Annotated in this window: 23 protein-coding genes; 19 read left to right on the top strand and 4 right to left on the bottom strand. The window is 65.5% G+C overall.

Annotated features, from left to right (window positions below):
- The first annotated feature begins 72 nt into the window (after positions 1 to 72).
- From F8G81_RS15280 to F8G81_RS15245, 8 genes are all read left to right on the top strand, one after another.
- Positions 73 to 1872, top strand: coding sequence for a hypothetical protein (locus tag F8G81_RS15280; RefSeq protein ID WP_267275542.1), 1800 nt, complete (start codon positions 73 to 75; stop codon positions 1870 to 1872).
- A gap of 69 nt (positions 1873 to 1941) precedes the next feature.
- Positions 1942 to 2958: a tetratricopeptide repeat protein gene (locus F8G81_RS15275; protein ID WP_267275541.1), complete on the top strand. Its 1017-nt coding sequence runs from the start codon at positions 1942 to 1944 to the stop codon at positions 2956 to 2958.
- Positions 2958 to 4055: an NADH:flavin oxidoreductase/NADH oxidase gene (locus tag F8G81_RS15270; RefSeq protein WP_267275540.1), complete on the top strand. Its 1098-nt coding sequence runs from the start codon at positions 2958 to 2960 to the stop codon at positions 4053 to 4055. The genes F8G81_RS15275 and F8G81_RS15270 overlap by 1 nt, the downstream gene beginning before the upstream one ends.
- 142 nt (positions 4056 to 4197) lie before the next feature.
- The gene (locus F8G81_RS15265; protein WP_267275539.1) at positions 4198 to 4992 is read left to right on the top strand and encodes an ABC transporter ATP-binding protein; all 795 of its coding nucleotides are present in this window, start codon (positions 4198 to 4200) and stop codon (positions 4990 to 4992) included.
- Positions 4974 to 6545, top strand: coding sequence for a transporter (locus F8G81_RS15260; RefSeq protein WP_267275538.1), 1572 nt, complete (start codon positions 4974 to 4976; stop codon positions 6543 to 6545). The genes F8G81_RS15265 and F8G81_RS15260 overlap by 19 nt, the downstream gene beginning before the upstream one ends.
- Before the next feature lie 41 nt (positions 6546 to 6586).
- Entirely contained in the window at positions 6587 to 7369 is a 783-nt protein-coding gene (nagB, locus tag F8G81_RS15255) for a glucosamine-6-phosphate deaminase (RefSeq protein ID WP_267275537.1), read from the top strand.
- Positions 7370 to 7477: 108 nt separating this feature from the next.
- The gene (locus F8G81_RS15250; RefSeq protein WP_056349372.1) at positions 7478 to 7819 is read left to right on the top strand and encodes a DUF3039 domain-containing protein; all 342 of its coding nucleotides are present in this window, start codon (positions 7478 to 7480) and stop codon (positions 7817 to 7819) included.
- Positions 7819 to 9612 carry a DEAD/DEAH box helicase gene (locus F8G81_RS15245; protein ID WP_267275536.1) on the top strand — a complete coding sequence of 598 codons (1794 nt, stop codon included), beginning with the start codon at positions 7819 to 7821 and terminating at the stop codon, positions 9610 to 9612. The genes F8G81_RS15250 and F8G81_RS15245 overlap by 1 nt, the downstream gene beginning before the upstream one ends.
- 82 nt (positions 9613 to 9694) lie before the next feature.
- On the opposite strand, the gene F8G81_RS15240 is transcribed toward F8G81_RS15245, so the two are convergent.
- Together F8G81_RS15240 and F8G81_RS15235 are read right to left on the bottom strand one after the other, a co-directional pair.
- Positions 9695 to 10333: an isochorismatase family protein gene (locus F8G81_RS15240; RefSeq protein ID WP_267275535.1), complete on the bottom strand. Its 639-nt coding sequence runs from the start codon at positions 10331 to 10333 to the stop codon at positions 9695 to 9697.
- Entirely contained in the window at positions 10333 to 11661 is a 1329-nt protein-coding gene (locus tag F8G81_RS15235; protein ID WP_267275534.1) for a nicotinate phosphoribosyltransferase, read from the bottom strand. The genes F8G81_RS15240 and F8G81_RS15235 overlap by 1 nt, the downstream gene beginning before the upstream one ends.
- A 131-nt stretch (positions 11662 to 11792) precedes the next feature.
- Here F8G81_RS15235 and clpS point away from each other — a divergent pair, with 131 nt between their 5' ends.
- The 6 genes from clpS to rdgB all read left to right on the top strand — a co-directional run bounded on the left by clpS (position 11793) and on the right by rdgB (position 16217).
- Positions 11793 to 12176 carry an ATP-dependent Clp protease adapter ClpS gene (gene clpS, locus F8G81_RS15230; protein ID WP_267275533.1) on the top strand — a complete coding sequence of 128 codons (384 nt, stop codon included), beginning with the start codon at positions 11793 to 11795 and terminating at the stop codon, positions 12174 to 12176.
- Positions 12169 to 12735 (top strand): DUF2017 domain-containing protein, encoded by a 567-nt coding sequence (locus F8G81_RS15225; RefSeq protein ID WP_267275532.1) that lies wholly within the window; start codon positions 12169 to 12171, stop codon positions 12733 to 12735. Before clpS ends, F8G81_RS15225 begins: the two co-directional genes overlap by 8 nt.
- A 102-nt stretch (positions 12736 to 12837) precedes the next feature.
- Entirely contained in the window at positions 12838 to 13905 is a 1068-nt protein-coding gene (murI, locus tag F8G81_RS15220; protein WP_267275531.1) for a glutamate racemase, read from the top strand.
- The gene (locus tag F8G81_RS15215; RefSeq protein ID WP_267275530.1) at positions 13902 to 14699 is read left to right on the top strand and encodes an MBL fold metallo-hydrolase; all 798 of its coding nucleotides are present in this window, start codon (positions 13902 to 13904) and stop codon (positions 14697 to 14699) included. Before murI ends, F8G81_RS15215 begins: the two co-directional genes overlap by 4 nt.
- Positions 14700 to 14784: 85 nt before the next feature.
- The gene (gene rph / locus F8G81_RS15210) at positions 14785 to 15543 is read left to right on the top strand and encodes a ribonuclease PH (RefSeq protein WP_323809194.1); all 759 of its coding nucleotides are present in this window, start codon (positions 14785 to 14787) and stop codon (positions 15541 to 15543) included.
- Positions 15540 to 16217, top strand: a complete 678-nt coding sequence (gene rdgB, locus F8G81_RS15205; protein ID WP_267275529.1) for an RdgB/HAM1 family non-canonical purine NTP pyrophosphatase — start codon at positions 15540 to 15542, stop codon at positions 16215 to 16217. Before rph ends, rdgB begins: the two co-directional genes overlap by 4 nt.
- Before the next feature lie 164 nt (positions 16218 to 16381).
- Here the strand turns inward: rdgB and F8G81_RS15200 are convergent, their stop codons facing one another.
- Positions 16382 to 17158: a DedA family protein gene (locus tag F8G81_RS15200; protein WP_267279244.1), complete on the bottom strand. Its 777-nt coding sequence runs from the start codon at positions 17156 to 17158 to the stop codon at positions 16382 to 16384.
- 68 nt (positions 17159 to 17226) lie between these two features.
- Between F8G81_RS15200 and F8G81_RS15195 the strand changes: the two genes are divergently transcribed.
- Positions 17227 to 18246 carry an exonuclease domain-containing protein gene (locus F8G81_RS15195; protein WP_267275528.1) on the top strand — a complete coding sequence of 340 codons (1020 nt, stop codon included), beginning with the start codon at positions 17227 to 17229 and terminating at the stop codon, positions 18244 to 18246.
- Between the two features lie 92 nt (positions 18247 to 18338).
- Positions 18339 to 18905: a DUF4395 domain-containing protein gene (locus tag F8G81_RS15190; protein ID WP_267275527.1), complete on the top strand. Its 567-nt coding sequence runs from the start codon at positions 18339 to 18341 to the stop codon at positions 18903 to 18905.
- Here the strand turns inward: F8G81_RS15190 and F8G81_RS15185 are convergent.
- Entirely contained in the window at positions 18892 to 20043 is a 1152-nt protein-coding gene (locus tag F8G81_RS15185; protein WP_267275526.1) for an ADP-ribosylglycohydrolase family protein, read from the bottom strand. The two genes, F8G81_RS15190 and F8G81_RS15185, sit on opposite strands and share 14 nt — an antisense overlap.
- A 172-nt stretch (positions 20044 to 20215) precedes the next feature.
- Between F8G81_RS15185 and F8G81_RS15180 the strand changes: the two genes are divergently transcribed.
- The 3 genes from F8G81_RS15180 (at position 20216) to F8G81_RS15170 (ending at position 25670) form a co-directional block, all read left to right on the top strand.
- The gene (locus F8G81_RS15180) at positions 20216 to 21319 is read left to right on the top strand and encodes an MIP/aquaporin family protein (RefSeq protein WP_416377058.1); all 1104 of its coding nucleotides are present in this window, start codon (positions 20216 to 20218) and stop codon (positions 21317 to 21319) included.
- A 71-nt stretch (positions 21320 to 21390) separates the two neighbouring features.
- Positions 21391 to 22635, top strand: coding sequence for an exonuclease SbcCD subunit D (locus F8G81_RS15175; RefSeq protein ID WP_267275525.1), 1245 nt, complete (start codon positions 21391 to 21393; stop codon positions 22633 to 22635).
- Positions 22632 to 25670, top strand: coding sequence for an AAA family ATPase (locus F8G81_RS15170; RefSeq protein WP_267275524.1), 3039 nt, complete (start codon positions 22632 to 22634; stop codon positions 25668 to 25670). The genes F8G81_RS15175 and F8G81_RS15170 overlap by 4 nt, the downstream gene beginning before the upstream one ends.
- Positions 25671 to 25672: the final 2 nt, after the last annotated feature.

Raw genomic sequence — 25672 nt, 5'->3', positions numbered from 1 at the left:
CGTCCGACTGAGGTATTGATAACAAAACGGTTACTATTGAACGTAAACCCCCGCTGATGATAGGTGTTTCCTTTGCGTTTCAAGACTGCAGTCGCACTCGTGCTGCTCGGCCTGCTGACCCTTTTGGCCGGCATCGGCCAGAAGACCATCTGGGCTCCGTCCGAGACTTTTACAGTCTCGGTTCCCACGGATGCCACCCAGGCTCCACTGACCGTCATTGACCAGAACCTTCGCACGCTCCACGGCGGAACCGTCACGATCAATATCCAGGGTGAAGGCAACTTCACCCTCGCGGCAGGACGGCCGGACGATGTGGACGCGTGGGTGGGCCCAACAGCCCACAACACCATCACGGGGGTTGCCGACGACGGGAAGTCCCTCCAGCTCGAACACGCCGACGGCGAAGCCACCGCGCCCAGCCCGGCCGGCTCGGATTTGTGGGTAGCCAGTGAAGACGCGAGCGGTGAACTTGACTATTCCTGGACTCCGCCGGCAGATGGTGAATGGTCGCTGCTGCTGGCCTCGGACGGAACCAAACCTGCCCCGTCCTCCATCTCCATGACGTTCCCGAACGATACCTCCACCCCGTGGGCCGTCCCGCTGATGGTCATCGGCTCCTTGCTGATTCTCGCGGGAATCGTCGTCGCGGCGCTGTTCTCCGGCGGCACCTCCCGCGGACCCAAGGGCGGGAACGGAAGCGGCGGTGGCAGCCTGTTCGCCCAGCGCGCCCGGGCCAAGGCGGAGGCACGGTCCACCGCCCCGCTCGGCACGATGGCCGCCGGACCGGAGGGATCCCCGTCTGCGTCCCCGGCTCCGTCTGCGTCTCCGTCCTCGTCCAGGTCCACCGTCATGACAGCAGTGGCGGCCGTGGTTGCGGCTGTCCTGGTGGCCGGAACCGGCGCGGTTGCCAGCGCCAGCTCAGGGCCTGCCCCGGCCCCGTCCCCGGAACCCACCGGAAACGCCTCCGAAACCGCTGAGGAAGCACCCGTATCCCCGGTGCTCCTCGATGCCCAGTTCCGCCGCATCCTGGAGCAGGTGTCCAGCGCCACCGACGCGGCCGATGCCGCCAAGGACGCCGGACAGCTTGTCCCCCGCGTTGCCGGAACGGAGCTTGAGGTCCGCACGCAGAACTACAAGATCCGCTCGCAGGTGGGCGCGTATGAGGCCAGGATGCCCGTGCGCTCAACCAAGCTCCTCACCACCGTGGTCACGAGCAAGCGTGACTGGCCCAGGTCTGTCCTTGCTGTCACCCAGGGGGAGGGGAACGTTGTTCCCCAGTTGCTGACCCTGGTTCAGCTCACGCCGCGTGATAACTACAAGCTGGTCGAGACCACACCACTCCAGCCGGGCACCACCTTCCCTTCGATTGCGCGGGGCGGAACCGAGACGCTGGCAGCGAATGACAAGTCCGGCCTGCTTTACAGCGGCGAGGAGGCCCTGGCCGGCCTCGCGGACCGCCTCACAACACCTGATTCGAGCTTCAAGGACAAGCTGGTGGAGGGCGAATCCTCGCCCTACATCGCCGACACCCTCTCCTACCAAGCTGAAGTTGTGAAATCCGGCGAGAACGGCAACTTTGCCTTCACCCACAAGGTGGTTCCGGAAAGCGTAGTGGTGTTCCGGACGGCTGACGGCGGGGCCCTGGTTCTGGGCCGCATCAACTTCGGGTTTGATGGCACGCCCAAGGCTGCAGGCGACAAACTGACCATTGGGGACGACGCCGCGGCGCTCGCCGGCGGCAAGGAAACCACCACCGGAATGGTCCTGAGTTTCGCTGAGTCGACGGCGGTCTACATCCCGCCGGCAGGATCCACCGACCCCATGAAGCTTGTGGCCGCAACGCGTGGCCTGGTGGGTGCCAGCTTCAAGTAGGGAAGGGAAGCAAACACCCTCCTGACCTGATTACCCCCGGCAGCGGCTGGAGTGGCTAGAGTGGAAAGCATGAGTTCGCCTGCTTCCCGCCCTGTCCCTCCGGCCGCTGCCAACCCGCTTAACCTGCGGGGCGCCATCGATCTTTCCTCGCTGAAACAGCGCTCCGCCCCTCCTGCCGCCGCCGCTCCTGCCTCGGCGGCGGAGCGTCCGGGTGCTGCTGCGCCAGGAGGCGCTGAAGCGGGCTCCGGCTCCGTTGATGCCGGCCAACGCCCCCTGCGGGTCGACGTCACGGAGGGAAATTTCCAGGACCTCGTGGAGCTCTCCGCGCAGGTGCCGGTTGTCATCGCCCTGTGGGCCACGTATTCACCTGAGTCCGTGCAATTGCTGGAAACCCTTGAGCGGCTGGTGGATACCTACGCCGGCCGCCTGGTTCTCGGCGCAGCCGACATCGATGTTTTCCCCCAGCTTGCACAGGCCTTCCAGGTGCAGGCCGTACCCACCGCCGTGGCCGTGGTCAAAGGCCAGCCGGTGCCTTTGTTCCAAGGCGGCGCCGACGAAGCCCAGATACGCAGCCTGCTGGACGAACTGCTGAAGGTGGCCGCGGCCAACGGGGTCACCGGCAGCCTGGGCGGCGCAGCAGCGGAGGAGGCCGGACCGGCGCCTCTTCCCCCTCTGCACCAGGCAGCCTACGACGCCATTGAAGCAGGGGACTACGACGCCGCGGCAACGGCATACCGGCAGGCTCTCAATGAGATGCCGTCCGACTCCCTTGCCAAGGCCGGTTTGGCCCAGGTGGAGCTGATGGCCCGCCTGCAGAAGCTGTCGGCACAGGACAGCGAGGCGCTGCGCACCCTGGCAGCCGATGAACCGGACAACCTCGACGCACAGCTCGGCGTTGCTGACCTGGACGTCGCCGGCGGGCATGTGGAAGACGGCCTGGCCCGCCTGGTCAGCTTTATCGGCCGGAACTTCGGACCGGAACGGGAAACCGCCCGCATCCGCCTCCTGGAACTCTTCGAGGTCGTCGGGACCGGAGACGAACGCGTGTCAAAAGCCCGGCAGGCCCTGGCCAGGGTCCTGTTCTAGTGCCGGCACTTTTCCAGCCGCTGAAGCTCCGTCAGCTGGAGCTCCCGCACCGCGGCTGGGTTTCACCCATGTGCCAGTACAGCTGTGACCCCGACGACGGCCCCGGAGTGCCCAACGACTGGCACCTGACGCATTTGGGATCCTTCGCCGTGGGCGGTGCTGCCCTGATCCTGACCGAGGCGGCAGCCGTGAATGCCGAAGGACGGATCAGTCCCCGCGACGCGGGCCTCTACAGTGATGAACAGGCCGAGGCCTGGCAACGGATCACCGCATTTGTGCATAAGCACGGCGCCGTTAATGTGAGCATCGGTGCCCAGCTCGCCCATGCCGGCCGCAAAGCCTCCACGTACTGGCCATTTTCCGGGAAGCGCGGCAGCGTCCCGGCGGCCGACGGCGGCTGGTCCACGGTGGGGCCGGTGCCAGCAGCTTTTGACGGGTACGCCGAGCCCGAGGCAATGACAGAGGAACAGATTGGCAGTGTGATTTCTGATTTTGCTGCTGCCGCCGTCCGAGCGGTTGACGCCGGGTTCGACACCGTCGAGATCCACGGTGCCCACGGCTACCTGCTGCACCAGTTCCAGAGCCCGCTGATCAACACCCGGACAGATGCGTGGGGCGGGGACGAGGCGGGACGGAACCGCCTGATGCTCGCCGTGATCGATGCCGTCCGCGGTGTCATCCCTGATTCCATGCCGCTGTTGCTGAGGATATCGGCCACGGACTGGGCACCCGGAGGGATCGACGTCGAGGCTTCCGTCCGTCTGGCTGCGCTGGCAGCCGAGCACGGAGTGGACCTCGTGGACGTCTCCAGCGGTGGGGCTGTGGCACACCAGCAGATCAAGCCCGGCCCTGGCTACCAAAGCGGCTTTTCCGAACGGATCCGTCGGGAAGCGGGTGTGCCCACCGGGACGGTGGGACTGCTTACCTCCCCGGGGCAGGCGGAGCACGCCGTGGCAACCGGGCAGGCGGACGGCGTCTTTATCGCCCGCGCTGCCCTGCGCGATCCGCACTGGTGGCTGCGGGCAGCCTTCGAACTTGGGCACAACATCACATGGCCGCCCCAGTACGAACGGGCTGTGCCCAGGCATTCCTTTTAGCTGATCGGTTTAGCCGATTGTCTTAGCCGGTCTTCCAGCCGGTTCACCCCGTTTCCAGGGCCCACACCCCTGGCCCGTACTCCTTTGTCCCTACTCCCAGCGGAGGACCCCTCCAGCTCCGCCCCGGGTCTAGGGTGGCAGTATGACTGATCCGCATCCTGATCCGGTGGTGGGCGCTGGCCCTGTTCCCGCCCTCTCCATCCGTGGCCTCGCCAAAAGATTCGGCGGAAAAATCGCCGTGGACGGCCTCAGCCTTGATGTGCCTGCGGGATCCTTTTATGGAATCGTGGGCCCCAACGGCGCCGGCAAGACCACCACCCTCTCCATGGCAACCGGACTCCTGCGCCCGGACTTCGGCACCGCCGTCGTACACGGCGTGGACGTCTGGGCCCGGCCGCTGGAAGCCAAGAAACTGATGGGCATCCTTCCCGACGGGGTCCGGCTCTTTGACCGGCTCACCGGCGAACAGCTGGTGACCTATGCCGGGCTGTTGCGGGGGATGGACAAGGATGTGGTCTCTGCCCGTGTGCCGGAGCTCCTGGCGGCATTGGATCTGGGCAAGGATGCCGGCACGCTCGTGGTGGACTACTCGGCAGGCATGACCAAAAAGATCGCGCTCGCGTCGGCGTTGATCCACGCGCCCCGTGTCCTGGTTCTGGATGAGCCCTTCGAATCGGTGGACCCCGTCTCGGCCTCGAACATCCGCGCCATCCTGGAGCGGTATGTGGCATCGGGCGGCACCGTCATAGTCTCCAGCCACGTCATGGACCTCGTCCAGCGTATGTGCGACCACGTGGCAGTGGTGGCTGCCGGACGGCTGCTTGCCGCCGGGACCGTGGATGAAGTGCGGGCGGGAGCTTCCCTTGAAGACAGGTTCGTCCAGCTTGTCGGCGGCCGGACTGACGCGGAAGGCCTGGAATGGTTGCGCACCTTCTAAGGCTCAAGCTGACCCTGCTCCGCAACGGCCTGCGGCGCAGTCCCTGGCAGCTGGTGGGCATGGCCTTCGGCGGGCTCTACGCGCTGGGGCTGGTGGCCGCGCTGGTGGTGGCCCTGATGGTACTCCGTGGCGAAGACCCCGGGCTCGCCAACACCATTGTGGTGCTGGGCGGTTCCGCGGCCGTCCTGGGCTGGGGCATTATTCCGCTCGTGGCCTCGGCGGCCGACCTGACCCTGGACCCTGCCCGCTTCACCACCTCAGCCATTCCGATGCGGCAGCTTTTGGCCGGCCTGGCTCTCGGCGGGCTGATAGGCATCCCGGGGCTGGCCACGGCGCTGGTTGCCCTTGCCACTGTGTGGACCTGGTCCCGCGGCCTTCTGCCGGCCATTGCGGCACTGGTGGGTGCCGCCGTCGGCATCCTCACGTGCATCGTCCTGTCCAAGGTGGTGACCACCGCAACAGCCAGCCTTGCCGCCTCCCGCCGCTTCAAGGACGTCAGCGCCATTGTCTTTATGGTTCCGCTGGTCCTGATGGGCCCCATCGTGGCAGGAGTGACTCAGGGTATCGCCGCCTCTGCCGGCTTCCTTCAGGAGCTCGCCGGGACCCTGTCCTGGTCCCCTCTCGGCGCAGCCTGGTCCCTGGGTGGGGACGTTGCCCTGGGACGGTCGGCTGATGCTGTGGCCAAGCTGTTCATCGCCGCTGCCACCCTGGCCGGGCTTTTCCTGTGCTGGAAACTCCTCCTAGAGCGGGCCCTAATCAGCCCGCCCTACTCCGGAAGCGGAAGCCGGAAGGGCGGGAAAATGGGGCTGTTCGCCCTCCTTCCCGCTACGCCTGCCGGGGCAGTGACCGCCAGGTGCCTCACCTATTGGATCCGGGATCCGCGGTATGCGGGGTCCCTGGTGGTCATCCCGTTGCTGCCCGTCCTGCTGTTGTTCCAGGGAAGCCAAACCGGCGACTACGGGAGCCTGGCCTTTGCCGCTCCCTTGGCTGCCTTCCTGCTCGCCTGGTCCATTTCGGCCGATGTCTCGTACGACAGCACGGCCTTTGCCCTGCACCTGGCCACGGGAGTGCGTGGCGTGCACGACAGGCTTGGACGGGCCTTGGCCTGCCTGGCGTTCGCGCTGCCCGTGGTACTGATTTTCGCCGTCGGCCAGTTTGCGTTCACCGGCGGATGGGAGGGATTGCCAGGGCAGCTGGGCATGAGCCTGGGAATCCTGTTTACCGGGCTGGGCCTGTCATCAGTGGTATCTGCCCGCTACACCGTGGCCGTTCCGTTGCCCGGGGACAGCCCGTTCAAGAAGCCGCCGGGCAGCGTAGGGCAGACCCTGGCCGTTCAGTTTGCCGGGATGGGCATCCTGGCACTTCTGGTCCTGCCGGAAGCTGCGCTCGTTGTCGCCCAATGGGTGACCGGCAACCCCCTGTTCGGATGGCTCAACCTTGCACTGGGCCTGATCCTCGGACTGGTCATTTTTGTGGCCGGCGTCAGGATTGGGGGAAGATGGCTTGACGCCCGCGGGCCTGAGCTGCTGGCCCAGCTTGTTGTTAACCGCTGACGCCAGGCGCCACAGAATGGCCACCAGAAAGGTGAAGATCCATGGAAGTAGTTATCCTCCCGGGCACCAGGCAGATCGGTCAGCTGGCGGCCGGGGCGATCGATGACCTGCTGCGGCGCAAGCCGCAGGCGGTTTTGGGACTCGCCACCGGATCATCGCCTTTGCCCATCTACGACGAACTGGCGGCGAGGCACGGGCAGGATGGGCTGGATTTCAGCCAGGCGCACGCATTTGCACTTGATGAATATGTTGGCCTGGAACCTGGCCACCCGGAATCCTATCGGGAGGTGATCCGCCGCGAGTTCACCAGCCGGGTCAACATCGCCCCGGAAAATGTCCACAGCCCCGACGGGACCGCCAAGGACATCCTGGCCGCCTGCAGCGCCTACGAGGAATCGATGCAGGCCCTGGACGGCGTGGATCTCCAGATCCTGGGGGTCGGAACCGACGGCCACATCGGCTTCAATGAGCCTGGTTCGTCCTTGGCTTCGCGGACCCGCATCAAGAGCCTGATCGAGCAGACCAGGCGGGACAACGCCCGCTTCTTCAAGAGCATCGCCAACGTCCCGCACCACGTGGTGACCCAGGGCCTGGGCACCATCATGGAGGCCAGGCACGTGGTCCTCGTGGCTACGGGAGCGCAGAAGGCCCAGGCCGTGCGCGACTTCGTGGAAGGACCTGTGTCAGCGATCTGCCCGGCTTCGGTCCTGCAGTTCCATCCGCACGCCACCGTCCTGCTTGATGAGGCTGCGGCGTCATCCCTGAAACTGGCAGACTTTTACCGCCACACGTATGACAACAAACCGTCCTGGCAGGGGCTTTAGCGGAACCCCGTACTGCCGGGAACGGCCTGCCTGGGTGGGTGCGGCAGCCGCGGCGGCCGCAAAACGCCTCCTCCCGGCGTCGAACGCCACCAAGCGGGAAAGGCTAAGATGGATGCCATGACTAGCATGACGGACCCTCTCGAAAACGACCCAATGCGCGAGCTTTCCGGGGCTGGAACGTCCACGGCCACCATTGAGCGCGAGGAACTGCGCCAGGAAGTGGAGCCCGGCGACCGGGAACGCTTCTCGCACTACGTTCGCAAAGAAAAGATCATGGAATCCGCGCTGACGGGCGATCCTGTCATTGCCCTGTGTGGCAAAGTGTGGACGCCGGGCCGGGATCCGCAGAAGTTCCCGGTCTGCCCGATGTGCAAAGAGGTTTATGATGGCCTCCGCCCGGGCAACGACGGCGGCAAGGGTCCCGGAGGGGACTCGGGCAACAACAAGTAGTGACGGAAACACTGTTTGGCGGTCCCACCCTGCCTCCGGCTTATCCGGAACGCGCAGCCTGGGGAACCGCCCAGAAGCTCCGTGCCTGGCAGCAGCAAGCGCTTGACCTCTACTTCCGGACCAGTCCCAGGGATTTCCTTGCAGTGGCGACGCCCGGGGCCGGCAAAACCACGTTCGCGCTGCGTGTTGCCTCCATGCTCATCGAATCCGGTGCCGTCAACCGGGTGACCATCGTTGCCCCCACCGACCACCTCAAAAGGCAATGGGCAGACGCTGCGGCCCGCGTGGGAATAGCCATCGATCCCAACTTCAAGAACTCCGACGGGCAGCACGGCCGCGGCTTTGTGGGAGTTGCCGTGACGTACGCGCAGGTTGCCAGCAAACCCCTGCTGCACCGTGCCAAGACTGAAGCTGCCCGCACCCTGGTGATCCTTGACGAGATCCATCACGGCGGCGAGGCACTGTCCTGGGGCGACGGACTTCGGGAGGCTTTCGACCCCGCCATTCGGCGCCTGTCGCTGACAGGCACGCCCTTCCGCTCTGATACTTCACCCATTCCCTTTGTTGAGTACGCGGAGGACCGGGACGGCATCAGGCGCTCCAAGGCCGACTACACCTATGGCTACGGCAACGCGCTGCGGGACCACGTGGTGCGCCCGGTCATGTTTATGGCCTATTCGGGCCAGATGCGCTGGCGTACCAGCGCCGGGGAGGAGATGGCTGCTTCCCTCGGCGAAGCCGCGGTGACCAAGGACGTCACATCGCAGGCGTGGCGGACGGCCCTGAATCCCACGGGCGAGTGGATTCCCGCCGTCCTGGCCGGTGCCGACAAGCGTCTCAGTGAGGTCCGCCGGACAGTCCCCGACGCCGGCGGCCTGGTCATTGCCACAGACCACGATGATGCCAGGGCCTATGCGGGCCAGCTGAAGAGGATCACCGGTGAATCACCCACCGTGATCCTTTCCGATGACGCGAAGGCCTCCAGCAAAATCGAGGAGTTCACGGCAAGTGAGAAACGCTGGATGGTGGCCGTCCGGATGGTGTCCGAAGGCGTCGACGTTCCCCGTCTGTCCGTGGGCGTCTATGCCACCTCCACCTCCACGCCGCTGTTCTTCGCCCAGGCAGTGGGCCGCTTTGTGCGTGCCCGCAAGCGGGGTGAAACGGCGTCCGTCTTCCTGCCGTCGGTGCCGCAGCTGATGGCACTGGCCAACTCCATGGAGGCCGAGCGGGACCACGCACTGGACCGGCCGGAGAAAGAGGACGGCGACGGCCTTTTCAACCCCGAAGATTCCCTGATGGCGGAGGCCAACCGCGAAGACAAGGCCTCGGACAGCCTCACCAAGGGAAAATTCGAGGCCCTGGATTCGCAGGCCTCGTTCGACCGGGTACTTTTCGACGGCGGCGAGTTCGGCACCGGGGGAGAAGTGGGGTCAGAGGATGAGCTGGATTTCCTCGGGATCCCCGGGCTGCTTGACGCCGAACAGGTGGGCACCCTCCTTCGCCAGCGCCAGCACGAGCAGCTGAACAGGAAGAACCGCAGGACACCACCGGCCTCGGCTGACCCTGCCGCCGGTGCGGCACCTGGCGTACCCGACCACCGGATGCTGATGGACCTGCGCAATGAGCTGGCCAAGAATGTTGCGGCGTGGTCTGCCCGGACAGGTACCCCGCATGGCGTGGTGCACACGAAGCTCAGGACGGTCTGCGGCGGCCCTCCCGTGGCGCAGGCAAACGAGGAGCAGCTGCAGTCCAGGCTGCGAAAGCTTCAGGACTGGTTTATCGGACGGAAGTGACCGGCCTGCCTTAGGTGGCCGGGGTCCGAACAGGCCGCGTCACGAATACGGCTGCGGAATGAGAAGCGGGGCGGCGAGGGCGTCAGAGGACGTCTACGCCGCCCAGTTCCATCTCGGCAACAGCGTCTTCGAGGTCGTCCGCGATGCCGGCCGTGAGCGAGCGGATGACGGTGACGGAGTAGCCCGCCTGGACGGCGTCCAGGGACGTGGCCATCACGCAGTAGTCCGTGGCGATCCCCACCACCACAACATCCTCGACGTCGTGGCTCTGGAGCCAGTCATCAAGGCCGATCGCTTCGTCCGACGGCGGGAAATTATCGGGGCTGATGTCGTCAGCAACCGCCGCAGGCTGGCGCTCTCCGGTGGGAACGGCGTCCTCGGGGGCCAGGAGGCCCTCGAATCCCGAGTACGCTGCCGCGAACTGTCCCTTCTGGAAATAGGCCTGGATGTACTCGGTGTCCAGGTCCGGATGGAGTTCAGCGCCACGGGTTCCGGCCACGCAATGCGGGGGCCAGCTGTCCTTAAAGTCGGGGGAGTCCGAGAAATGCGCACCGGGATCAATGTGCCAGTCCTGGGTGGCAACAATGTGGTCGAACTCAAGATGGTGGGCGTCGACATAGTCGCTGATGGCCGCGGCAACACGGGCGCCGCCGGCCACGGCAAGGGAACCGCCTTCGCAAAAGTCGTTCTGGACGTCAACGATGATCAGGGCCCGGGACATTAGTTCTCCTCATAAGTGGTGGGGATGGCGGGCTCGCCGCGCTGGAGCCGGTTGACCACCGGCGGAAGTTCGGCCATGCTGTCGGCATGCCGCTGACGGGCGCGGAGCACACCCTCGTGGCCGGTCCAGCCCGGCAGCAGTTCGCCGTTCTTCATGAATTGCTGCAGCAGCGGGCGGTCGTTGCCGTCGTCCTCGGGCCGGTGCCCGATCCCCACGATTTCCTCACCCGCGATGCCGTGTTCATTGAGCCTGCGCAGCGCATACTTGCGCCCGCCCATGCTGGCCTTGTTCTTGGCCGATTTCGCCACCGACACGAAGGTGCCGGCGCCGTCGGTGCGGCTGACCAGCTTGTAGACCATACTGGCGGTGGGTGCCCCGGACCCGGTGACGAGGGACGTGCCCACGCCGTAGGAGTCAACGGGCGCGGACTGCAGCGCTGCGATGGCAAATTCATCAAGATCCGACGTCACAACGATCTTGGTGTTCACGTTGCCCAGGTCGTCCAGCAGTTGGCGGACCCACTGGGCCTGTGCCACGAGATCGCCTGAATCGAGGCGTACTGCCCCCAGCTTGGGCCCCGCCAGGTCCACAGCCGCGCGGACCGCCGTTTCGACGTCGTACGTGTCCACCAGGAGGGAGGTTCCGGCGCCCAGCGAGGCCACCTGGGCCTCAAAGGCATCCCGCTCAGTGTCGTGCAGGAGCGTGAAGGAATGCGCCGCGGTGCCCACCGTCCTGATGCCATACCGGAAGCCGGCCTCCAGGTTGGACGTGCTGTCGAAGCCGGCGATATAGGCGGCGCGGGCGGCGGCCGGGGCCGCCTCCTCATGGGTCCGGCGCGAACCCATTTCAATACAGGGCCGGTTGCCGGCAGCGGAAATCATCCGGGACGCTGCCGAGGCAATGGCACTGTCATGGTTCAGGACCGAGAGCAAATAGGTCTCCAGGATGCAGGCCTCGGCGAACGTCGCCTCCACTATCAGGATGGGGGAGTGGGGGAAGTACGCCTCGCCTTCGGCGTATCCCCAGATGTCCCCCGAGAACCGATAGCCGGCCAGGTAGTCCAGCGTGTCCTGGTTGACCACGCCCGTCCGTTGAAGGAATTCCAGCTCGCTGTCGCCGAAACGGAAATTAGCGATGCCTTCCAGCAACCGTCCCGTTCCCGCGACGATCCCGTACCGGCGTCCGTCCGGCAGCCGACGGGCGAAGGCTTCGAAGACGGATTTCCGGTGCGCCGCGCCCGAATGAAGCGACGCCTGCAGCATGGTCAGCTCGTAGTGGTCCGTATAAAAAGACGTGCGGGGATGGTCCCAGCGTGCAGAGGTACTCACAAATTCACTCTAGTCCCCACCGGCTCCCACGTCTCGCTTCGCTTCGCCGCGGGGCCCTCCCCACCGGCTCCCACGTCTCGCTTCGCTTCGGCCCATCCGGCGTGGGCCCATCCTCCCCATAGAATAGACAGATGACTTCAAGCGTTGCGCTCGGCCCTGATACGCAGGAGGGCACCCGGACCGGAACAGAAACCTCCCAGGGTTCCCTGACCGCACCGGACATCCCCTGGAACCTGGTGATTTGGAACGATCCCGTTAACCTGATGAGTTACGTCAGCTACGTGTTCCAGAGCTATTTTGGCTACCCGGAGAGCAAGGCCAACAAGCTCATGATGGAAGTCCACAAGAAAGGGCGCTCCATTGTTGCCCACGGCAGCAAGGAGCAGGTTGAGCGGCACGCCGTCGCCATGCACGGCTTTGGCCTGTGGGCCACCGTTGAACAGGCAAGCGGCGGACGGGGCGGCAACCCGGGCAAGCCGGGCGGCTCCGGGCAGGGCAAGGGAAAACGTGGCTAAGGCATTCAAATACGGCCTCAAAGGCATCACAGGTTTCCTCGAGCCTGCCGAGCGTGAGCTCCTCCGGAGCCTTATCGATGACGTCATCTCCATGCTTGAGCCGGAGGAACGGGCCAACCAGGATCCCCTGGCAGCATTGATCGGGCTGGACATGGACGTCCGTGAGCCCACGGACCGCGCCGTGAAGCGGCTCCTGCCCAACGTCATGAAAAACGACGACGGCGCGTCCCTGGAGTTCCGCCAGCTCACCGAGCGATCGCTGCGCGAGACAAAGATCGGCGCCCTGCGGGCGGCCGCGCTGGACCTTGACAAGGACGAAATCGTCCTGACTCCGGAAGGTGCCCGGCATTGGTCCATGGCCCTGAACGACGTCCGTCTGGTGCTGGCCGAGCGCCTGGACATCCGGGACGAAGAGGACGCCGAACACGTCCACCTGATGCAGGACTGGTCCCAGGCGGAGGACGTGGAGAGTTACCTCGCCCTGGTCTATAACTTCGCCACCTGGCTCCAGGAATCGCTGGTGCAGGCGATGCTCACGTCCATGGACACCAAGGCGTAGCATACGCTTTGGCCCTGCGCTCGCCCTGCCTTTGGACCGCTCCGCAGCGGCCTTTTCCCGCGGACTGTGACAAATTTGACATGAGTCGGACGCCACAATGAGATGGCTGAGCCGTCCGGGAAGACCTATCCTCGAATAATCATGACAACAGCCTCGAGCATGGACCCGTCAGCAGCAGCTGCATCCGCGTCCCCAGCCAGCACCAGCCCCGGCGCTCTCCTGGGATCCCGGCCTATCGGCGTCTTTGATTCCGGCGTTGGCGGACTGACAGTGGCACGGTCCATCATTGACCAGCTGCCCAACGAATCCATCCTGTACGTCGGGGATACGGCCCACGGGCCGTACGGACCGCTGCCGATCGCCGAAGTCCGGGCCAACGCACTCGGTGTGATGGACGAACTCGTGGACTCCGGCGTCAAGCTGCTCACCATAGCCTGCAATTCGGCGTCGGCCGCTGTCCTGCGTGATGCCCGCGAGCGGTACACCGCACGGTACGGAATTCCTGTCATCGAGGTGATCCAGCCGGCTGTCAGGCGCGCCGTGGCCGCCACACGCAGCGGCAGGATCGGCGTTATAGGCACGTCCGCTACGGTGGGCTCCCGGGCCTATGAGGATACTTTTGCCGCCGCGCCGGACCTGGACATCACCTCCGTTGCCTGTCCTGAATTCGTCAGCTATGTGGAGGCCGGCATCACCACAGGTCCGGCGCTGCTGGCCGTCGCGGAGGAATACCTGGCCCCGCTGAAGGCTGCAGGGGTGGATACGCTGGTGCTGGGCTGCACGCACTATCCGCTGCTCACCGGTGTCATCTCCTACGTCATGGGCGAGGACGTCACCCTGGTTTCGAGCGCCGAGGAAACGGCCAAGGATGTGTACCGCGCCCTGGCCACCCACGATCTTCAGCGGACAACGGCAACGCCGCCGGAGCACCACTTCATCGCTACCGGTGACGCCGGCCAGTTTGAGGCATTGGCCCGCCGGTTCCTGGGGCCTGAGGTACTGTCTGTCCGCCATGTTGATCATGTGGCCGCACAGTATCCCACCGGCAGCCTGGCCAGGATCACCCCGGAAATGATCGCCGCTGCGCAGGGCGCCTCGGCAGCACGGGCCACACCGGCGCCCAGGGTCTCCAACTTTGTGGGCAACGGAACCGGAGGTTCCGGCCTGTGAAGCTCACCATCGTCGGCTGTACAGGTTCCTTCCCCGGGCCTGGCTCGCCGGCGTCGTGCTATCTCCTGACGGCGCACGACGGCGAGCGGACCTGGAAGATCGTGATGGACCTCGGCAGCGGTGCGCTGGGGGCGATCCAGCGCTATACCGATCTTGAAGACATCGACGCCATCTTCCTGACGCACCTGCATCCTGACCACTGCATGGACCTGTGCGGGCTCCACGTTGCGGTGCGCTGGAAGCCCGGCGGATGGGGCCGCGGCCGGATCCCGGTCTGGGGACCGGCGGCCACTGCAGACCGGATGGCAACGGCGTACGGCCTGGAACTGGATCCAGGCATGCATGAGGAATTCGACTTCACCAACTGGACCGAGAGGGAGCCCGTGAAGCTGGGGCCCTTCACCGTGACTCCGTTTGCCGTCAACCATCCGGTGGAGGAGGCCTACGCCCTCCGGGTGGAGGTCACCGAACCGGATAAGGAAGGCAACCAGGTCTCACGGGTCCTGACGTATTCCGGGGACACTGACTCCTGTACCGGGCTGGAGGAAGCCGCCAAGGACGCGGACCTGTTCCTGTGTGAAGCCGCCTTTGAGGAAGGCCGGGACGACGGCATCAAGGACGTGCACCTGACCGGCAAAAGGGCCGGTGAGGCGGCTGCTGTGGCCGGTGCCCGGCGTCTTCTGCTGACCCACATTCCCGTCTGGACGTCCCAGACAAAAGTCATGGCCGAGGCGAGGCCGGTTTTCGGCGGCGACGTTGCGGTTGCCGTGGCCGGGGTGCACTACACCATTTAGGTGCGGCTGCATCCTGCCCGGCCCAGTCCTGCCCTTAGCTTATCGACTCGCGGAGCAGGTCTCCGCGAGTCGATAAGCTAAGGGCATGACTTCTGAAGCAACTGCAGTTCCTGTCGTGCGCGCGGACGGCCGCGCTCCCGACCAGCTCCGTCCCATCAGCATCACCCGCGGATGGTCCAAGCAGGCCGAAGGATCGGCCCTGATCGAGTTCGGCAACACCCGGGTGCTGTGCACGGCTTCCCTCACCGCGGGGGTGCCCCGCTGGCTCAAAGGCGAAGGCCGCGGCTGGGTCACCGCGGAATACGCAATGCTTCCGCGTGCAACCAACACCCGTTCGGACCGTGAGTCGGTCAAGGGGAAAATCGGCGGCCGCACGCATGAGATTTCCCGGCTGATCGGCCGTTCGCTGCGCTCCATTATTGACACCAAGGCCCTGGGCGAGAACACGATAGTGCTGGACTGTGACGTGCTCCAGGCCGACGGCGGTACCCGGACAGCCGCGATCACGGGGGCCTACGTTGCCCTCGCCGACGCCATCCGGTTTGCCCGGGACAACAAGCTGATCGCCAAGAACGCCCAGCCCCTGGTGGACACCATCGCTGCCGTATCGGTGGGAATCATCGACGGCGTCCCCATGCTGGACCTGCCCTATGTGGAGGACGTCCGCGCCGAGACCGACATGAACGTCGTTGTCACGGGCTCGGGGAAGTTCGTGGAGGTCCAGGGCACCGCCGAGGGCGCGCCGTTCGACCGTGACGAACTTAACAAGCTGCTTGATCTTGCCCTGCTGGGGACCACCCAGCTGGCCGCCATTCAGCGTGAGACGCTCGCGGACGCCCTGTGAGCCTGCCGGATCCGGGAACTGCGGGGCAGGGCGGGGCGGCTCCCCGTTTGGTCCTGGCAACCCATAACAAGGGCAAACTGAAGGAACTGCGGGAAATCCTCCGCGGCCAGGTCCCCGGGCTCGACGTCGACACCCAGGTGGTGGATGCCGCGGCGGCGGGGGCGCCGGACGTCGTCGAGACAGGAATCACCTTCGCCGAGAATTCGCTGCTAAAGGCGCGTGCGGTTGCTGCCGCCACCGGACTGGTGGCCATCGCTGACGATTCAGGGCTGGCCGTGGACGTCCTAGGCGGTGCCCCGGGAATTTTTTCAGCGCGCTGGGCCGGCAGGCACGGTGATGACGCAGCCAACCTGCGGCTCCTGCTGGACCAGCTCTCCGATGTGCCGGATGAGCACCGCGGCGCCGCCTTTGTCTGCGCCGCCGCGCTCGCCGTTCCAGGGGACAGCGACGGCGGGGAACGCCGTGAAGTGGTGGAGTACGGCCAGCTTGAAGGCGTCCTCCTGCGGGAACCGCGGGGCGACGGCGGTTTCGGCTACGACCCCGTGCTGCAGCCCGCCGGCGAGGTCCGCAGTTGCGCTGAACTGTCGCCGGCCGAAAAGAACGCGATCAGCCACCGTGGCCAGGCCTTCAGGGCGCTGGTCCCAGCGATCGTCGAGGCACTGGGCGGACGCTGACACCGGTCTAAGCGCGGTGAAAGTGCCACGGTAAGGAACTGCTGCGGTAAGGAACTGCTGCGTCGTGGAACTGCGACTCCGTGAAACACCCGCTGGAAGAAACGTCAGGGCGCCCCACAGTTGGGGCGCCCTGACGTTATTCCGGTGTGTAAAGTCCTGCCGGCTTAGTGCTTGGGGTGCGTCTTCCGCTCGTCCTCGGGAGCATGTTCCTCGATGAACTCATCAACGGGATCGGTTCCGAAGGCAGCCGCCTGGCGCTTGGCCGAGATTCCCCGGAGCACTTCAATGCCGATGGGAATCACCGAGACCAGCACAATGACGATAAAGATGATGTCCAGGTTCTCGCGGACCCAGGGAACCCTGTCACCCAAAAGATAACCGAGGAGCGTGACGCCGCCGCCCCAGAGGACTGCGCCGATCACATTGAAGAGGAAGAACTTCTTCTTGTCCATCTGGGCAACGCCCACGATGACCGGCACAAACGTGCGGATGATGGGGACGAAGCGGGCGAGGATCAGTGCCTTGCCGCCGTGCTTTTCGAAGAAGGCATGGGCATTTTCAACGTTTTCCCGCTTGAACAGCCGGGAATTCGGCTTGTTGAAGATGGCCGGGCCGGCCTTGGACCCGATCAGGTAGCCGGTCTGGTTGCCGATGATGGCCGCCACAATAATGAGCAGCGACAGCAGCCAGACATTGAACTTGATGGTGTCGGTGGCAACCAGCAGGCCGGCCGTGAACAGCATCGAATCGCCCGGCAGGAAGAAGCCCACCAGCAGGCCGGTTTCGGCAAAGACGATGCCGCAGACCAGCAGCACAACCCAAGGGGCCAATGCCGGGTCAGCAAGGAAAATTTGAGGGTTCAGCCAGTCGGGCAGGAAGGAGGCCAGCGGTGGCTGGACCGGTCCCGCACCGCCCAGCATGGGCACGGCAAAGTCACTGATCGCAAGAAAGTTCACTTACCTAGGGTACTTGAAGGGCGCGCGGACTATTCGGCGGTAAAGTGTGGCGCGTGGGTTTGGACTTTACGGCGATCGACTTCGAGACTGCCAACGGCTTCCGGGGTTCGCCGTGCGCGGTGGGCCTAACAAAGGTCCGTGGCGGGCAGGTGGTGGAGGAAGCGTCCTGGCTGATGCGCCCGCCCCGTAACCACGATCACTTTGACCACCACAATGTGAGGATCCACGGCATCCGTGCCCTGGATGTTGCCGGGCTTCCGCGGTTCGGCGAACTTTTTCCTGAAATCGGCGCCTTCATCGGTGATGACATCCTGGCCGCCCACAACGCCGCTTTTGACCTGGGTGTCATCCGCTCCGGCCTCGAAGTTTCCGGACTGCCCGGCCCGGCCTACGACTACGTCTGTACCGTGATGCTTTCCCGGCGCTGCTATTCCCTGGTTTCCAATTCCTTGCCGTTTGCAGCAGAGGAAGCGGGAGTCCCGCTGGTTAACCATCACGACGCGGCCGAGGACGCGCGCGCCTGTGCCGGCATCCTGATCGACATCGCGTCGCGCAACGGCGCGAACAGCATCGCGGAACTCTACTTGTCGCTGGGGCTCTCCTTGCCCCACCAGCAGGCGTTCGATCCGGCAACGGACCCCCTGTCCAAATCAAGCCTCACAGCCATAGCCGGCGCTGGTCTGTCCGGCGGGTCCGGTGGGGCGTTGGTCCAGGGCTTTCGCTCCGGCTGGCCGGAGGAGGGAGCAAACCCCCTTCCCAACGCAGATGCTGAACAAGACCACCCGCTGTACGGCCAGACCGTTGTCTTCACGGGCCAGCTCGCTATGGGAAGGCCACAGGCAAAGGTCCTCTCGGCGGAATTGGGCGCCCGGCCTGAAAGCCGGGTGACAGCCCGCACCACGGTGCTGGTGGTCGGAGACGGCTTCGTGGCATCGGACCTCCGCTCCGGCAGGCTCACAGGTAAGGCGCGGCGCGTCCTGGAACTCCATGACCGCGGCCAGCTGATCGAGGTGCTGTCCGAAGGGGAGTTCCTGCAGATGGTGGGCGGTTATCCGGCAGTGGCGAGCGCGTAGGGAACTTCCTTGGAGCAGCGGCCTTGGAGCTGCGGCGTTCATGTGGCGCAACAATCCTTTCCTGCCGGGCGGCAGGCTCCTAGATTTGCAGCATGACCAAATCCGCAGGCACCAAGCCCACTGACGCCCCAGCGGCGGACGTCCGGAATTCCCCGGCACCCGTCAAGACCGGTGTGGACTGGCGTACCGTGTTTGCGTTCCCCAACCCGGTCAACGAATACGCTGCCCGGATCACCGCAGGGCTGGTGGTGCTGCTCGCTGTCGCAACGCTGCTGACCGGCTCCGGCTGGGGTCTGCTGCTGATCGCCGGAGGATTCTGGCTGCGGGTGCTGTTTGGGCCCCGGATATCGCCGCTGGCGCTGCTTTCGGTCAAAGTCCTGGCGCCCCGCCTGGGGCCGGCAAAACTTGTTCCCGGACCGCCCAAGCGCTTCGCGCAGGGAATGGGCGCCTTTGTTTCCACCACAGCACTGGTCCTGTTCCTTGCAGGCGCCGCTCCAGCGGCATGGATTGTCCTGGCTGTGCTGGTGGCGGCGGCATCGCTTGAGGCCTTTGCCGGCTTCTGCCTGGGCTGCGTGATCTTCGGATTGCTTCAGCGCCGCGGACTCATTCCTGAGGACATTTGCGAGGCATGCAATAACGTTCCGCTCAGGCGGTCGTAACCCCTGCCATCAAATCGGCCATTCCGCGGATGACGTCCGGGGCCTCGAGCGCGTCCAGCCAGGGCGCCGGCAGGCATGGCTCGCCGTAGTATGCTCCCAGGATATTTCCGGCGATGGATCCCGTGGAGTCGCTGTCCCCGCTGTGATTGATTGCCACCGCCATGGCGGCCCGGAAATGCTCCTGTGGATCCGCAGTCGGTGGGACAGAGTCTGAATTGTTCGCCGTGCCCGTATTGTTGCCAGTGCCAGCCGCGTGTGCAGGCCCGGCGTCCCGCGCCGGGTCGGTCACCAGTACAGCGTAAAGTCCGACGGCGAGTGCCTCCTCGGCAACCCAGCCTTCGCCCAGTTCCATGACCAGGTCCTCGGGGGACAGTACGGCTGAGCGGCTAAGGCGCACAGCTGCTTCCAGCCTCTGCACCAGCTCGGGTGCCACGCCGTCAATGTCGTGCACCCCGGCGAGGACCGTGCCGGCCGCCGCGCGAAGGCTGTCGCCGGAAACCAGCCGGTGGATCAATAGGCTGAAACTGCCCGCGCTCTGCCGGGCCGAGGGATGTCCGTGGGTCAGGCAGGCAGCGTCGGCACTCAGTTTGTAGATGGCGTCGGGCGTGATGTGGGGGATGAGCCCAAACGGTGCAGACCGCATCACGGTGCCGCAGCCCTTTGACTGCGGATTGACGGGACGAAAAGTTGTTCCCATTTCCCCTGTTGCCAGTCCGCTGAGGCAGGCGTTTCCCGGGGCCCGGCGGTGCTTGAGCACCTCTTGCCCGTCAATCCACCGCGGCTGGGGGACCGGGGCGGACGGCGGAGCGGCCTCGCCCTGCGTGGACAGCCAGCGGAGATAGGCCAGCCACAGGCAGGCGTTGACGTCCGCACCCACCCCGGAGTTGGCCCATTCAATGGCCTCCACCAGCCCGTCCACGGTGTAAAGCGTCATTTGGGTGTCATCCGAAAAGTGGCTGCCGCCGTCGAGCGCTGAAAAGTCCGTGAGCCCGTCCGCACCAAAGCGCCGGCGAATGGTGTCGATGGAGTCGAACTCGACGGCGTAGCCCAGGGAATCACCCAGTGCTCCACCCAGGAGACAGCCATGGATGCGGGACGCCAGCTGTGGCACGCCAAAGGGGCCGGGATCTGTGGTCATATGAGTAAATTTACCGTGGTGGCCACCACTGCCTGAACCGGCGCCCGAACCGGCGCACAGCCCGGACCCAGCCAACATCCAGATAGTCTTGGCACAATACAGATGCCGAACGGGGACATCCTGTCCTGTTCCGCCCCATTCAGGACCCCCATCACAAAGGACTGCAATACCCATGACCATGCCTGTTCGCGCCCATCATTCTCCTGACGACGGCCAGCCAGGTGGCGGCGCAGCCGAAGTCCGGCACGGACTGCTGGCGAGGCTCTCAGCGGAAGCGTTCGGGAGTCTGTTCGTGGTGGTGGCCGGCCTGGGCGTACCGCTGTTTTCGATCCCGCAGTCCAGCCCCTTGCCGGCCGCGCTGGCCGCAGGCCTTGCCGTCACCGCCGCCATGCTTGCCTTTGGCTATGTATCGGGCGGGCATTTCAACCCTGCGGTGACAGTGGGCAACGCGATTGCAGGCCGGATCAGCCTTGGCGGGGCGGCAGCCTACGTCGGTGCGCAGCTGGTGGGTGGCCTTGTTGGAGCCCTCGCCCTTTTCGGCATCCTCCGCACTTTGCCCAGCATCCAGGACAGCCGGACCGCCTTCGACACCGTCACAGCGGGATTCGGCGAGCATTCCATCATCCAGGCCCCGCTGGCGGGAGTCCTGCTGCTCGAAGTTGTCGGCAGCGCCCTCCTGGTTGCCGTTTTCCTGAGCGCCACAGCCCGGAACAACCTGAACAAAGCCGCGGCGCCGGTTGCCGTGGGCCTCGCTTTCGCGGTGCTGCTGCAGCTGGGCCAGGCCGTGGGCAATGCCCCCTTCAACCCCGCCCGCGCCACCGCCTCGGCGCTGTTCAGTTCAAGCTGGTCCCTCGAACAGCTATGGGTGTTCTGGGTTGCCCCGCTGGTAGGAGCGGCCATTGCCGGGCTTGCCTTCCGTGGGTTCGCCACATCTCCGGACTCTGCAGCACCGTTCGCCGGCACGGCCACCCAAAACGCCACCGACGACGCCGCCGACGACGCTGATGACGACCTGGATGACCCTGACATGCACGCCGCCAGGGACGGGGAGCACACGGACGGCGATGACAGGCTCGCCCCCAGGGACGGGGAGCACTCCGACAAGGCAGATGACGCAGTAGCAGGCACTGTTACGCGGGTTGCCGGATCGCCGGTTGCCCAGACGGTGACGCCTCATAAAGATGCCAGGGCCGATGCCACACGTGGTGGAGCAGCGGACGGCGGCCGCAACGGCCGGGATGAGGCGCAGGACTTCTTTGAGGGAAAGCGCGGCTAGAGGACTGCTGAACGACGCTGGCTGCTGCGGCGGTTGCCGAAACTGTCGGTGGCAGCCGCTAGCGTAGAAATATGCGGTTATTGCACACATCTGACTGGCACCTTGGCCGGTCGTTCCACGGCGTTGGAATGCTGGACGCCCAGCGCTCTTTCGTTGATCAGCTCGTCAACGCTGTCTCGGAACAGGGCGTTGACGTCGTCCTGATTGCCGGCGATGTGTATGACCGCGCCCTCCCCGGCGTGGATGTGGTTGACCTGCTGGATGACGCCCTGGTGCGGATCACCTCAGCAGGGGCAAAGGTAGTGCTCACCAGCGGCAACCATGACTCTGCCATCAGGCTGGGGTTTGCCTCACGGCTCCTCGAACAAGGCGGTGTGCACCTTCGGACCCGGCTGGCGGACCTTGACCAGCCGCTGCTGCTGCCGCTTGATGACCAGGCCACGCTTGATGACCAGGCCACGCTTGATGACCAGGCCCCGCTTGATGACCCAGCCCAGTTTCATCACCCGGCCCAGGGGGCCGTGCTCGCCATTTACGGCATTCCCTGGCTGGAGCCCCGCCTTGTTGCCGAACAGCTGGGTGTGGACACAGCCAGCCATTTTGAGGTCACCAGGGCGGCCACCGGGCTGGTCCGCCAGGACCTTGAACGGCGGAGGTCAGGGAGCACGGTCCACGCGGTGGTCCTGGCGCATACGTTTGCCAGCGGCGGCATCAGCTCCGACAGCGAACGCGATCTCAGCATTGGGGGAGTTGGCGCCGTTCCGCTGGATCTGTTCGACGGCTTCAGCTACACGGCCCTGGGCCATCTGCATGGCCGCCAGTGCCTTTCGCCGGAAGTACGGTATTCGGGGTCTCCGCTGGCCTACTCCTTCTCAGAGGCCCAACACACCAAAGGGGCCTGGCTTATCGACGTCGGCCCTGAGGGCGTGACGGACGTCAGTGAACTTCAGTGGGAAGCGCCGCGGAAGCTGGCTGTGCTGCGCGGGGAGCTGTCAGACCTGCTGGAATCCGCAGAACACGCCTGGGCGGAGGATGCCTACTGCCAGATCACACTGACCGACGCCCAACGGCCTGCCCAGGCCATGGAGCACCTCCGTGCCCGTTTTCCGGACACCCTGGTTCTGGGATTCGATCCGCAGGGCGGGGCCTCTAAAGTTCCGGCAAGCTACAGCAGCAGGCTGGCGCAGGCCCAGGATGACCTGTCCGTCTGCTGCGGTTTCCTGGAGCACGTGCGCGGGCGCGATGCCACAGAGCCTGAGCGCCAGGCGCTGGCCTCCGCACTGGACAACGTGCGCCTGCAGGAGGCGTCGCTGTGAGGATTCATCGTCTAACGGTTTCGGCGTTCGGTCCCTTCGCCGGCACAGAGGAAGTCGACTTCGACAGGCTCAGCGGGCATGGCCTGTTCCTGCTGAACGGTGCCACTGGTGCCGGCAAAACCAGCGTGCTGGATGCCATTTGCTTCGCCCTCTATGGATCGGTGCCCGGCGCACGGCAGGAGGGCAAACGCCTGCGCAGCGACCACGCGGAACCTACCCTCGAGCCGGCGGTCACCTGCGAATTTTCCGCCCAGGGACGTCATTTCGAGGTCACCCGGTCCCCGGCCTGGGACAAGCCCAGCGCCCGCGGAAAAAACGGCTTTACCACCCAACAGGCCAAAACCCTCCTGAGGGAGAAGGTGGGTGGGGCCTGGACGGAAAAGTCAGGACGCAACGATGAAGCCGGTGCGGAGATTACAGCCCTCCTGGGGATGGACCGGGATCAATTCACCCGCGTCGTGATGCTGCCCCAGGGCGACTTCGCGGCCTTCCTTCGGTCCAAGGCAACCGACCGGCTGGAGCTGCTGCAGAAGCTCTTTGGCACTCAGCGCTTTGAAGCCGTCGAACAGGAGCTGGTGCACCAGGCGCAGGCCGCAAGGAACGACGTCGCTCGCCTCAATGGTGAGCTGGATCTGCTGGCATCCCGTGCCTGGTCCGAGGCATCCGCCGTCGGGATTGACACCTCTTCGGCCCCGCCACCGGAAAACGCAACGGCCAGGTTGGGATGGCTCCATGCAGCTGTCGCCGAGCGCGCCACGGCACTCTCCGGGGTGGCAGAGGAGGCGGACGCTTCGAGCCGGATAAAGGCCGGGCAGCTGGAGACCGAGGCCGCGCGGACGGACCGGCATCGACGGCTCGCTGCCGCCGCGGCACGGAAGGCCACGGCAGAGGCCTCCCTTGCCCTGTTGCAGGATCAGGCGGCCCGCCTTGAACGGCACCGCCAGGCGGAGGTCCTCGGCGGGCACCTCCAGGCGGTGGACAGCAGCGAGGCGCAGCTGCGCCATGCCACCGGTGCCATGGAATCAGCTTTCACCCTGCTGCGCATGGCGGCGGAAGAGGACACGGAGCTCTCCGACGCCGGTACGTGGACTGCCGATGCCCCCGATGCTGCGGCGGAACTCAGCCGCCTGCGTTCCCTCCTGGCGGTTGTGGAGGGCCGGCTTCCCGACGAGGAGCGGCTCCGCACCCTCTCTGTCAGAAGCGTTGCGCTGAAGAACAGGCAGGCGGAACTTGCCGCAGAAGCAGCTGAGCTCAGCACGCTTCTGGGATCGCTGCGGACGGAACAGGCAGGACTTTCCGGAGTTCTTGAGCCGCTGGAGGAGGCGGCTTCAGCTGCCGTCCTTCACTCCAAGGAAGCAACTGCAGCTGAGGAATTGCTTGACGTAGTACGCCGTTACGGCTCGGCTGTTGAAGCGAAGGGCCTGGCGAAGGAACGCCACGAGGAATTCCGCGGTGTCCTCCTGGAGAAGAAGAGCCGTTGGCTTGACCTTCGGGAAGAAAGATTGGCCAACGCCGCGGCGGAACTCGCAGCCGGGCTGGCCGAGGGAAAGCCCTGCGCTGTCTGTGGAAGCCTGACCCATCCGTCCCCGGCGGAGGCTGCCGCCTCAGCCCTGGGACTCAGCCAGGCGGAAGAGGACGCCCACCAGGCCGTGGAGGCCGCGGAAACACGTCTCGCCGGACTTGCCACCAACCTGGGGGAGGCCAGCCAACTGGTGGCGGTCCTCGCCGGCCAGGGCGGGAACACCCCCGAGGCCGAGGCCGTCCGGGCCGCAGACAAGGCGCGCCGGGCCGCAGTTGCCTCCCAGGACGCCGCGGACAAGGTCGCCGCCATCCGCGGGCAGCTGGAGTCGCTGGAGGCAAGAATGGCAGCCACCGAATCGGCACGAACCAAAGCAGAGTCGGAACGTGCACAGGCGGCCTCCACGTTGTCCGAGGTGCTGGACCAGATGGCCTCCCTGGACCAGGCGCTCGCAGGCCTGCGCTCGGGCCACGGAAGCCTCACGCACCGCCTGCGTTCCCTGCAGGATGCTGCCCGGACGCTCGAAAAGGCCGTGGACGCCCAGGTGCAGCTGGAGAAAGCCAAGGCAAGGGCGGCCGACGCACGCCGGCAGCTGGAACTTGCTTTGCCCGAGACCGGATTCAGCAGCGCGGAGGAGGCCCGCTCCCAGCTGTTGCCAGGAGGAGAGGCAGCGTCGCTGCAGGCCGAGGTACGCGAAGGCTACGATGAACAGGCGCGGATCGCCGAGCTTTTCGCCTCTGAAGACATCGTGCTGGCCGCGAAGGAACAGGCGGCGGGCATCGTAGGGGACGGTGCGCGGTTGGCAGAACTCCGTGAGGAGGCTGAGCAGGCTGAACAAGGAGCCCGCGAGGCCCGCCTTGCTGCGGGGTTGGCCCTGCGCTCGCTGGAGTCGCTGATGGCCATCCAGCGGCAATACGAGGACCTTGCGCACTCGGGACGCGGGCCGAGGGAGCGTGCAGAGCTTCTGACGTCGCTGGCAGAGACCGCAACTGGCCGCGGAGACAACAGCTACCGCATGAGCCTGAACAGCTACGTCCTCGCCGCCCGCTTGGAGCAGGTGGCTTTGGCGGCATCAGAGCGGCTCGTAGCAATGAGCGACGCCCGCTACCTGCTGCAGCACACAGACGCGAAGGCCGCCCGCGGTGCCAAGTCCGGGCTGGGCCTGGAAGTGGTGGACCAATGGACAGGGCACCGCCGGGATACCTCCACGTTGTCCGGCGGGGAGTCGTTTATGGCGTCCCTGTCGTTGGCGCTCGGGCTGGCAGACGTTGTGCAGCAGGAGTCCGGCGGCATCCAGATTGAAACCCTGTTCGTGGATGAGGGGTTCGGCAGCCTGGACGAGCAGTCATTGGAACAGGTGATGGACGCCCTGGAAGGGCTTCGCGACGGGGGACGCGTTGTGGGTCTGGTAAGCCACGTCGCCGAAATGAAGCAGCGCATTGGAACGCAGCTGCAGGTGGTCAAGGGCCGCAACGGATCCACCCTTCGCATCTCGGACGCCGTGGAACCGCCCTGATC

This window comes from Arthrobacter sp. CDRTa11 (genome assembly GCF_026427775.1).
GTDB lineage: Bacteria > Actinomycetota > Actinomycetes > Actinomycetales > Micrococcaceae > Arthrobacter.
The sequence above is the reverse complement of the archived record's forward strand: the minus strand, read 5'-3'. Positions and strand labels throughout refer to the sequence as shown.